Source organism: Olsenella sp. KH1P3, from assembly GCF_900167315.1.
GTDB classification, from domain to species: domain Bacteria; phylum Actinomycetota; class Coriobacteriia; order Coriobacteriales; family Atopobiaceae; genus Olsenella_J; species Olsenella_J umbonata_A.
Map to the genome: position 1 here is coordinate 43,937 of NZ_FUWQ01000009.1, position 11,220 is coordinate 55,156.

Here is an 11,220-nt window from a genome sequence, read left to right on the forward strand (position 1 = left end):
ACGTGTATCTGAAGTCGCTCACGCTCAAGGGTTTCAAGTCGTTCGCCGACAAAACCCAGATGGTGTTCGACCCCGGCCTGACGGTCGTGGTCGGGCCCAATGGCAGCGGCAAGTCCAACATCTCCGACTCCATCCTGTGGGTCCTGGGCGAACAGAGCGCCAAGATGCTGCGCGGCCAGGCGATGGAGGACGTGATCTTCTCGGGCTCATCTGGCCGTCAAGCTGTGGGCCTCGCCGAGGTCACGCTAGTGCTGGACAACAGCGACCGGACCATTCCCATTGACTTCTCCGAGGTCGCCGTGACCAGGCGCATGTATCGCTCGGGCGAGTCGGAGTACCTTATCAACGGCTCTCCCGCGCGCCTGAGGGACATCACCGACATCCTTCACGACTCCGGCCTGGGCAAAGACACGCACTCGATCATCAGCCAGGGCAAGCTCGACTCCATCCTGGCGAGCCGCCCCGAGGAGCGCCGCGAGCTGGTCGAGGAGGCAGCTGGCATCTCGAAGCACCGTCGCCGCAAGGAGCGCTCCGAGCGCAAGCTCAAGGCGATGCAAGACAACCTCACGCGCGCCAAGGACATCCAGAAGGAGATCAACCGCCAGCTCAAGCCGCTCGAGCGCCAGGTCGACAAGGCCCGTCAGCATCGCGAGCTCACCAACCAGCTTTCCGAGCTCACCACCACGCTGGCCGTCGACGACCTTCGCCAGTTGCAGCTGCGCTATCGCTCGCTGAGCGAGCGTGGCCGCGAGGCTGATGCCGCCATCGAGCTCGCCCAGTACCGTCTGGACGAAAAGAACAAGGACCTCGAAAAGTACCAGTCCCTTCTGGAGCAAAAGGGAATCTTCGTGGGAGACCTTGGGGAGCAACGTCGTCGCATGCAGGACCTTCTTGGTCGCATGGACTCTGACATGCGCCTTCTGGAGGAGAAGGGCAAGAACATGGTTTCTCGCCTTTCCGAGATGCGCATGAACCTCTCTGCCATGGAGCGCCAGGCCAAGGAGGCTGCGGCCGAGCACGAGAAGGTCGACGCTGAGTACCAGGCGGTCAAGGTCGAGGCCAGCGACCTGCAGCAGAAGGTCAACGAGCTTGGTCCTGCGGCAAAGGAGGCCTCTGAGCGCCGGCGCAGGCTGGGCTCCAAGGTCGCCCAGTTGACTGCTGACATGCGCGCGAGCCAGCGCACCGCCGACGCCGAGACGCTCTCCTTCGCGAAGTTGCGCGACCAGATCTCGAACGCAGAGGTCGAGGACCAGATGTTCGAGAGTCGCCTGAAGCAGATCGCCGACACCATGGCGACCGCCCAGGAGGCGATAGACGAGCGCAGGTCCCAGAAGCAGAAGGTCGAGGAGGAGCTCGAGGCCGCGCGCAAGGTCGACGAAGAGTTGGCCGAGACGATTCGCTCGTGCAAGGACGCCGTGCGCGCCGCCCGCTCCCAGGAGGGCGACGCCCGCGGCAAGCTCTCGGGTGCCCGTGCAACCCTCTCTGCCCTCGAGTCCGTCGACGCCCAGACCGAGAATGCTTCCGCGCTTGTCGCGCGACTTGCGAGCGATGTCGCTGACGGTATCAGCTGCCGCGTGGCTGACCTGGTCGAGGCTCCTGCCGAACTCGAAGGCATCGTCGAGTCCCTGCTGGGGGAGGACCTGAGCGCCCTCGTTGCCAAGGACGTCGACGGGGCCATTCTTCTTGCAGAACGCGCTTTGGGTTATAACGTAAAAGGCAAGGCTACCATCGTCTCGCTCTCCACGAGCTCTGTGCCTGCGGCGGGGGATGCTCCCGGTCGCTCGCTTGAGGGGGAGCTTAAGGTCAAGGCGGGTGCCGAATCGTTGGTCAAGGCCCTTCTCGGTGATGTCCGCATCGTCGACGACGTGCGCGAGGCGATTCTCGCGCACGAGAAGGTGCCCGGCTTCACCTATGTGACGGCCAGCGGCGTGACCGTTCTGCCGGACGGGCGCACCACCGTGGGCATGGCGTCGACCGCCGAGCAGGGAGCCCTTGAGCGTAAGCGTCGCATCCGTGCACTCCAGGGTGGCATGAAGGAGCTTGAGGATGCGCTCGAGTCCGCGACCTCGGCCATCGCCGCCGCCGAGTGCGCGCTGGCCGCCGCGCGCGACAAGAGCGCCCACGCCAAGGGCGAGGTTGCGCGCCTAAACGGCGAGCTCTCCTCGACGACCAGCGAGATTGGTCGACTCGAGGCTCAGCTTAGGCAGGCGAGTTCCGAGCAAGCTCAGGTCACCAAGAGTCGCGCCGCAGCTGCGGAGCGCGCGGCCAAAGCACGCGAGGAGGTCGAGCGTCACAAGAAGGCTGCCGATGAAGCCGAGCGTCGCACAACCGAGCTGTCCCACCAGCTCGAGGAGGTCCAGGGCGAGCGCCAGAGCGCCTCGCGCGAGGAGAACAACTGCGAGGCGAAGCTATCCGACGCGAAGCTCAAGCTCGCGACCGTTTCCGAGCGCCGCAACCACCTTGCGGTGCGCGAGGAGGAGCTCAGACGCCAGGTCGCCGACCTCGAGAGGCGTCGTGCCCAGACCGAGTCGTCATCCCACGCTCTCGATGTTCTTCGCTTGAGGGTAGAGCCGCTGCACGAGCGCTACGACGCCATCCATGAGCGTGCCCTTGCCTGGGCGGCTCGCCTGCGAGACCGCGCATCGCTCGCCGAGGCGGACTCCGACTCGCTTAAGAAGACCATCGGCGACGCCCGCGGGGCGGTCAACAAGGCCTCGGCCGAGCTCGAGAGCGCAAAGTCCCTCGCCAACGACGTCAAGGTCGAGGTCGGAAAGCTCGAGGTCCAGGTCGAGAACGCAATCGCGGCCATCACGCAGGACGGCTACGTCCTGGAGGACGCCCTCAACCTGCCGGCTCCCGAGGACCGCGTTGCCATGGAGCGCACGGTGTCGCGCCTCAAGCGCGAGATTGAGAACATCGGTCCCGTCAACGAGGTTGCCATGGACGAGTATCTGACCCTCAAGCAGCGCGCCGACTACATTTCGGAGCAGGTTGAGGATCTCGAGGTCGCGCGCAAGTCGCTGCGGAAGATTACGGCAGCCATCGAGCGCAAGATGCGCAGGCAGTTCCTGGTCATCTTCGATGCGGTGAACGCGAACTTCTCTCAGATCTTTGGCTTGTTGTTCCCCGGAGGGCAGGCACATCTCGAGATGACCGATCCCGACCACCTGGACGAGACCGGCGTCGAGATCATCGCTCAACCGCGCGGCAAGAAGATCACCAAGATGACGCTCATGAGCGGTGGCGAGAAGTCGCTCACCGCACTGGCGCTTCTGTTTGCCGTCTACCGCACGCGCACGGTTCCGTTCTACGTGTTCGATGAGGTCGAGGCCGCGCTTGACGACTCGAACCTCTCCAAGCTGCTTGACGCCATCGAGGCTCTCAAGGACACCACGCAGCTGATTGTCATTTCTCACCAGAGGCGCACCATGGAGGAGGCCGACGTGCTGTACGGCGTATCCATGCAGGCAGACGGCGTGAGCCACGTCGTGAGCCAGCGCCTGGACAAGGCTACCGGAAAGGTGGTTGAAGCATAATGGGTATGTTCGATCGACTCAAAGAGGGGCTCTCTCGCTCGCGACAGGCGCTGAACGAGGTCTTCTACATGGGCGGCGAGGTCGACGAGGACTTCTGGGAGGACCTCGAAGACCGTCTGGTCATGGGTGACATGGGTGCCGAGGTTGCCATGCAGGTGACCGACGACCTGCGCGAGCAGGCTGCGCGCGACGGGCTCACTACGGCACCGAAGCTGCGGGAGGCCCTGGTGGCGCGCCTTTCCCGAGAATTCGCAACTGCCGAGCGCGACCCGTTCGACGATACGCCCTCCTGCGTCCTGTTTGTGGGTATCAATGGTGCGGGCAAGACGACTACCTGCGGAAAGCTTGCCGGCAAGGCAAAGGATGCGGGCAAGGTGTGCATCCTGGGCGCCGCAGACACGTTCCGCGCCGCCGCCATCGAGCAGCTCGAGGTCTGGGGCGAGCGCTCGGACACGCAGGTCATCACGCGCGAGCGCGGCGTCGATCCTGCGAGCGTCTGCTATGAAGTTATCCAGCAGGCCGAGAAGGACTCGGCCGACCTTGTCCTGATCGATACCGCAGGGCGCCTTCATACTAGTCCCGAGCTCATGCGCGAGCTCGCGAAGGTCGTCAAGGTGACCCGAAAGCGCGCGAACATGCCCGTCTCGGTTGTTCTGGTCATCGACGCCACTACCGGACAGAACGGGTTGAACCAGGCCAAGGAGTTCAACGATGCCCTTGAACTCGACGGCATCATCGTGACCAAGCTTGACGGCACCGCCAAGGGCGGCATTGCCGTCGCAATCTCGCACGACCTCAACCTGCCCATCTATCGCATCGGTGTGGGCGAGGGGCTCGACGACCTTCAAACCTTTGATGCCACGTCCTTCTCGCGCGCGCTCGTCGGCGAGGAATAGTCGACGGGGGATAGGAGTTTTCAATGTTCAACAGTCTTTCCGACCGCCTCAATTCGACCTTTGACAAGCTGCGCGGCAAGGGTCGCTTGACCGAGGATGACATCAATGCGGCCATGCGCGAGATTCGCATGGCGCTGCTTGAGGCCGACGTAAACTATCGCGTGGTTAAGGGCTTCGTGGCGGAGTGCAAGGAGAAGTGCATGACCGCCGAGGTCCTGGACTCGCTCACTCCTGCTCAGAACGTCGTGCGCATCGTGCTCGATCAGCTGACCAAGCTGCTTGGCACCACCGAGTCACGTCTGACGCTCGCGCAGAACCGAACCCCTAACGTTGTCATGCTCGTCGGTCTGCAGGGTTCCGGTAAGACAACCGCCGCATCCAAGCTTGCTTACCTGTTGAAGAAGCAGGGTCACAGTCCGCTGCTTGCCGCATGTGACGTTCATCGTCCCGCCGCTGCCGATCAGCTCGAGACGCTGGGTGGTGAGATCGGCGTGCCCGTGTTTCGTGGTGACGGAAAGGATGCGGTCGCCGTGGCCAAGGGCGGCATCCAGGATGCCGTCGACCGACTGTGTGACATCGTCATCGTTGATACCGCCGGTCGTCTCCAAGTTGACGAGGAGATGATGCAGGAGGCTGTCGACATCAAGAATGTCGTCAAGCCCGATCAGATTCTGATGGTCGTCGATGCGATGACCGGTCAGGACATCGTCAACGTCGTCACTGAGTTCGCGAACCGCGTCGACTTCGACGGCGTCATCATGTCCAAGCTTGACGGCGACGCCCGTGGCGGTGGCGCGCTTTCTGTTCGCGAGGTCACCGGCAAGCCCATCAAGTACGTCTCCATGGGCGAGAAACCCGATTCGCTTGAGGTGTTTCATCCCGACCGCATGGCCAAGCGCATCCTTGGCATGGGTGACGTGTACGGTATCATCGAGCAGGCCCAGCAGGCAGCTGACCAGCAGAACATAGAGAGTGCCGAGCGTATGCTGCGCGAGGGATTCACTATGGATGACATGCTTGAGCAGATGCAGCAGGTCAGGAAGATGGGCGGCCTCAAAAAGATGATTGGCATGCTTCCCGGTGGTGATCGCATGCTTGCCCAAGCCGGTGGCAACATGGATGACTCCCAGATTACGCGTATCGAGTCGATGATCTATTCGATGACGAAGGAGGAACGCCTCAAGCCGAAGAAGATTAATGGTCAGCGTCGCAAGCGCATCGCCAGGGGCTCCGGTCGCTCTGTCCAGGAAGTTAACCAGCTGCTCAAGCAGTGGGGCGAGATGAACAAGATGATGGGCAAGATGAGGCAGATGGCCAATGAGGGCGCAAGCTCCAAGAAGGCTCGTCGCCAGATGAAGAACATGATGCGAGGCTTCGGGGGAGCGAACGGATTGGATTTGAACCAGATTTCCAACAGCTTCGGCAAGGGTATGAAGTTTTAGCACTTCTCGTCAAAAACTCGCATCTAACTGCTGTTTTAAACTTTCTACCCAAGTTCATTTTTATATAACCGAAGGAGAGGCCCGACTTAACCCAATGGTCTTCTCCTTCTTATCATCTGCGAAAGACCTGCGGTGATAGGGGAGACTGACCAGTCGTTGTTCACTTCGCAGGGGGGGGTATCCTGTCGATTTCTATCTTTTCGTTATAACGTAACTATGCCAGCTATATTCTCCGACTCATGCTTTACGTTATAACGAAAATGGGAATTGAACTGTGTTTAGATAGTGATTTGTAGGCCAGACTATATATTATGTAAAGTTCAACAAAGTAATAGTTGTATCTACAAAATTATGTAAAGTAGATGTTATCGTCACAACTTCTGAGGTAGGAGATGGGACACTCTGTACATCCTCTTTCCGTTTTCTCGCTCTCGGTACCTTTGTATTGCTTGCTCGCTGTGAGCTCATAGTCTTTTGTTGCACCATGTTCTAGTTTGTGGCTTGCTTTTTCGACAAAACCCTCAAGTACAATCAGTCTGCGTCTCCAGGAACGGGACCGGAGACGCAGACTGATTGTGGCGTTAATTCATTGCATTCTCTAATAATGCGCTTACTGGTCATTTACCTGCGGTTTTATACTTCTACCTCGCGCTTGGCGGTTCGTTATGCTGGCAATTATCTTTGTCGATCTAATATTTATGCCTGTCTACCTGCGGAAATCCATTGTAAAGTATTTGAAGCCCTGAGAGCCTGTTTTTAGCCCTAGAATTTTGAAAATGGGTATTTATACGTGGTATTTGAAACCCGAATCGAGCCTAAAATCGAGCGCTGCTTCGATTCTAGCCATTGTCCTTAGCGTCATGTTCTGCTTTCCATTAATGATGAGCGATATCTGGCCGATTCCAATCCCCGTAGCGAACGACAACTCGTTTTGATTCATGCCCAGCTCTTTCATTCGAGCCCTGATTGAGTCCGATATTGCTATCTTGTGCTCCCATTCCAGCAGCAGTGCCCTACTTGCAATCACCTTATGACTCTGCCGCTTTGAAAGTTTTGCATTCTCTATCGCTATTCGGGCCGTCTTTATCACGTTTTCGGTTTGCCGAATGAGATTCTCCCATTCCTTGTCTCCGAGGTTCTGTCGGGCCTTATCGCTTTCTAGGGTCTCGACTTCACTCTTCAGCTTCTCAATGCTTGCGCTAATGAGATCATTCTTCTCGGGCTTTGTCTTACTGGTACGATTGCCCTCGTTCTCTTCCGTCGTGTCAATCGAATTTTCTGTTTCATTAGCTATTTCTGCTCTAACGGAAATTTCGGCTATATCACAATTACATTCCTTCTCACTGGTTTTCTCGACGGAGGCGTTCGTATCATCGCCTATCCTCATGTCAGTCTGTGCCTGCTCCCGACTATCGTCTTTTGTCGTAGTATCAACCGCTTCTTCGGTGCGCGTTGGCGCGCCCTCCCTGCTGTCTGATTGACCTGTGTGCTGTTTGGTGAAAACCGCGTCTTGTGATAATCCCAAATGTGGCGTAGTCTCCTTTGACTGTGTTGCAGACATTTCGTCAGACGTTCTCTCGTTCATTTGGGTCTCCCATCCACTAGCTGAGAAGGACATGGTGCCGTAGCTCCTGGTTGTATTTTCACAGCTAAATGAGCCACTGATGGCTCATCATTCAATCGTCCTGGACTAACTCCCTAACCTTCCATGACTGACGGATTGTCGATTCGACTGTAGGTTTTGGTTTTGGCTCACAAATATAGATCGCTATTTCTCAATTTTTGTTATAACAGATTTTTGTTTAAACGTAACGCCCATCCTCTCCTGGGGTGGTTTAATGGTTGGTCTATGCTGACCTTTGGTCATTCTGTTGTTGGAATCATTTGTGATGGTCGAATCCGTGGTTCAATATCATTATTCGCATTGATGAATGATAAGTTCAATTGAACATCGCAGGTCAGGAAGGTCATATGAGTCCAGATATTTCTGGCGACTATTATCATTTGACCAATAGTGATGACGAATGGGGTCAATTGCTTATCGCATGACATCATCTCTGCATACCGGTTGTCTGATGCCCCTCTCCGTATATACCTTTTCGACATGGCCTTTTGCCTTGGTGGCGAGAGTACTTTTTTGATATTGCTTGGGTGATGTTATTTGCTACGAGAGAGTCTAGAGATCTGCCAGCTCTCTCATCGTTGCTTTGCGATCGTTTCCGGCGAGTCCCTGAGAGCCGATATTTGGCATTAAAAAATCTTCTTTGGGCTTCTGCACCTTGCGCATACATAGCTTTTTTCTCAGTCGCATTAATGGCGCAGCTTAACGGGGTGCTTGCATTTGATTATGGTATGCCTGAGCCAACAAGGCCTGCTACAGGACTTCTATCCTAGTCTGGCTATTCTTCCTTCTCCTCCTCTCCCCCTAATCGATCTCTGCTTCTCTAGGACGAAGTGTCATCTTGTCTTGCATTTCACATTGCTAGCAAAGCGTAAGGATGCGATAAATCGTGCTAGCAGACTAACAATTTCACCTACTTTCGATTGGTTACTGTCCGCGAACAGCTGAAATACCATCCGTCCAATGACGTGTGAAGGTGTTCTGCAGCTGCTACCTGCTATAAGTAGCCGAATATAGCTTGATTTTCTAGCTGTAGCCGATATATTTGATTTACAGGTCAATGATTGTGTCTATTAAGGTGGTTGCCATGTCAGACAAAGTGAAACAGGCGAACTTTCGTCTTCCGCTGCAATACGTCGACATGATCGATAAGTATTCTTCTGACAATGGCGTCACCAAAGCCGTGGCGATTGAGCATGCGCTGGATGCTCTCTACTCGTCAGGTCTTAACTCTTCTGCCGATGTCGAAGACACTTCCCGGAAGATTTCAGAGCTTGAGGAGAAGCTGCGTGACGCCCTTACGATAAAAGACTCTCTGGAGAAGGAAAAGAGGGGCCTTCAGAAGCTGATTGACGAGGCTGGCTCAGCTGATGACTCCGAGCTCCGTGACGCACTGAGGCGCGCAGAGGATGCTGAGGCCGCACGTGATGACGCGGAGTCTCGCGCACGCTTCGCAATGGAGGAGAAGGATGCCTCCCTGGCTGAACTCAACAAAGCCAAGGGTGACCTGAGTGATGCCTTGAGTCGACTTGATGACCTGGAGAAGGCACTTCAAGAAGCCGAGGCTAAGGTAACAAAACTTGAACGTGAGTTGGATGAGGCAAAAAAGGCAGGGGATTGCGAGCGCGAGCTTGAACAAGCACAAAAGGAGCTTGCTGATCTTCGCAGGGCTCTTGCTGACAACGAGAGCGCGCGTGCTGAGCTTGAAAGGAAGCTTCGGTTGGCCGCGGAGGATTCTTCTTCCAAAGACGAGCGAATATCTTCTCTTAAAGATCAGCTGTCTGCGGCAAATGCCACAACGGCGGCAGCCAAGGCTACAGCCGAGAGCGTTAAGGCTATAGCGCTTGACCCTGACGTTCCGTCTGACGAGAATTCCCAGCGTGCGCTTACAATGCTCAACATGCTAACTGAGGTTATGGGTGCATTTCAGCAACAGGTTGCTGATGCCCGAGCGATTGGCGAACAAGAGGGTAGGGCGGCCGTCAAGAACGAGATGGACGTCATGGTCAAGAAGGCCCACAATGAGGGATATGAAGAGGCTCTCGAGTATATCGACTCAAGAGTTACCGACGCGCATTCCTTAGGTGCCCGCGAGGAGAGAGCAAAGATTGCGAACATGAGGTTCTTCCAGAGACTTCATTATCTTCGCGTTCATGTCGCCTAGAATTCTTTTTCAGCCATTAAATTGGTCGTCTGGTCTTTTGGTCAGACGATCTTTTTTGTTGTTGAAGTATGTAGGTAGCTTATGCTCCGCTAGGTGTGGACGGGCGTTATTTTGGGGTGAGTGGATGACCTGCAGATTTTTTTATGCAGCAACTATTTCAATTACCACAAGCTACCTGCCATTTCTTACTTTTCTCTCAAAAAGAGCTGAATGCAAATTAAAAAGCAGCTGTAAGAATGCTGTTAGTTTGATAACATTACTATGATTAGTATTACGATATGTGTGTAAATGTGTAACATTCGCCTTCGATCCTCGAGGGCAAAGCCACAGAAACGCAGCCTATTCGCTCCATCAATGTGACCGCAGCTTCCGGTTTGGTCCTTTGAACCGGATTCGTAAAGCGCTCGACGATGTTCGAGCCGATTAGGGAGTTACGGTTATGGGTAAGCAGCAGATTGCCATGAACGGGTCGCTCGCCATCAACGGCTACAGCTTCAACGCCCAGGCAAAGGCATGCACAATGGACTTAAGGGGACAGGGTGTCACCACCCTTATGCGTATTTTCGCTGCTGCGCTTGTTGTTCTTACCCTTCTTGTTATTAATCCTCTTGCTGCTTTTGCTGATGAGGCGGCTGGGTCCGCTGACGGATCTGTGGCTCCGACCGAGCAGCAGGTGATAGCTAGCAATGATGCTAGCTATCAGCAATCAGATAGCGGTTATACTTCTGAACCCCCAACTACTCAAATAGCACTGCAAGGTAGCTATTCGGCTCCGGAGCCCTCAGCTAGCTATCCAGCTAGCAATAGTCCAACAGAAGCTAGCGCTCAAGTCGACACTGCTAGCACAGCGACCCCCGAATCTGACAATTCGGGGGTCGCTTCATCTTCTGAAGGAGAAGAAGGCGAGAATTCTGACGATTCTGACCCAGCAATAGCTAATGCTTCTACCAATTCTTACGCTAATGCTAGCGCTGATAGCAACGATACGACGGTCGAATCTTCGGGTTCGACCGTCGCTGCTCCCGGCACCTCGAGCGATGCTAGCACCATCAATCACATTGATAGCAATGCCGGCTCTTCTCATGGCAATGTGACTGCTGGTGCCAGCGACAACGTCTCTGCTAGCGGCCAGCTTTCACAGTCTCCTGTAACTGATTCTGTGGTTGATAGCAATGCTGCTACCACTGACTATGCTTCTATTGCTAGCACTGTTGCCCATGCGACTTCTTCTGGTGCTATCCTCAATCGTGCGGATGGTGCCATCACCCTCCACCTCCTCAACAACGGCTACTCCGTCTTCGACTCCTCCGAGGCGTACATCGGCGGCGACGGCGTCAGCGACTTCACCGTCACCGTCACCGCCGCCGACGGCGCCCTGCCCATGTTCTACAGGAACCAGTTCTCCGCCAGCGGCTGGACGAACGATGACCTCACCAACGAGGGGGTCGTCATCCTGCCCGGCGACGACTCCATGCCCATCCAGGACCTCATCGACGCCGGGGTGACCGACCTCTACGTTGAGTGGACCTCCGTCCCGGTCGGCGTCTACTACCAGTCCAAC

Annotated in this window: 6 protein-coding genes; 5 read left to right on the forward strand and 1 reads right to left on the reverse strand. The window is 55.9% G+C overall.

Annotated features, from left to right (window positions below):
* Nucleotides 1-2: 2 nt before the first annotated feature.
* From smc to ffh, 3 genes are read left to right on the forward strand one after another with little or no spacing between them, the layout of a single operon-like run.
* Nucleotides 3-3,536 carry a chromosome segregation protein SMC gene (smc, locus tag B5D13_RS08535; RefSeq protein WP_078687881.1) on the forward strand — a complete coding sequence of 1,178 codons (3,534 nt, stop codon included), beginning with the start codon at nucleotides 3-5 and terminating at the stop codon, nucleotides 3,534-3,536.
* Nucleotides 3,536-4,432: a signal recognition particle-docking protein FtsY gene (ftsY, locus tag B5D13_RS08540; protein WP_078687882.1), complete on the forward strand. Its 897-nt coding sequence runs from the start codon at nucleotides 3,536-3,538 to the stop codon at nucleotides 4,430-4,432. The genes smc and ftsY overlap by 1 nt, the downstream gene beginning before the upstream one ends.
* 23 nt (nucleotides 4,433-4,455) lie before the next feature.
* Nucleotides 4,456-5,874 (forward strand): signal recognition particle protein, encoded by a 1,419-nt coding sequence (gene ffh, locus B5D13_RS08545; protein ID WP_078687883.1) that lies wholly within the window; start codon nucleotides 4,456-4,458, stop codon nucleotides 5,872-5,874.
* A 784-nt stretch (nucleotides 5,875-6,658) separates the two neighbouring features.
* Here ffh and B5D13_RS08550 read toward each other — a convergent pair.
* Nucleotides 6,659-7,459, reverse strand: coding sequence for a helix-turn-helix domain-containing protein (locus B5D13_RS08550; RefSeq protein ID WP_159444021.1), 801 nt, complete (start codon nucleotides 7,457-7,459; stop codon nucleotides 6,659-6,661).
* 1,123 nt (nucleotides 7,460-8,582) lie between these two features.
* On the opposite strand from B5D13_RS08550, the gene B5D13_RS08555 reads away from it, so the two are divergent.
* Nucleotides 8,583-9,659, forward strand: coding sequence for a coiled-coil domain-containing protein (locus tag B5D13_RS08555; RefSeq protein ID WP_078687885.1), 1,077 nt, complete (start codon nucleotides 8,583-8,585; stop codon nucleotides 9,657-9,659).
* 1,159 nt (nucleotides 9,660-10,818) lie between these two features.
* On the forward strand, nucleotides 10,819-11,220 hold a 402-nt coding region (locus tag B5D13_RS08560), incomplete at its 3' end, for a hypothetical protein (protein ID WP_143327776.1).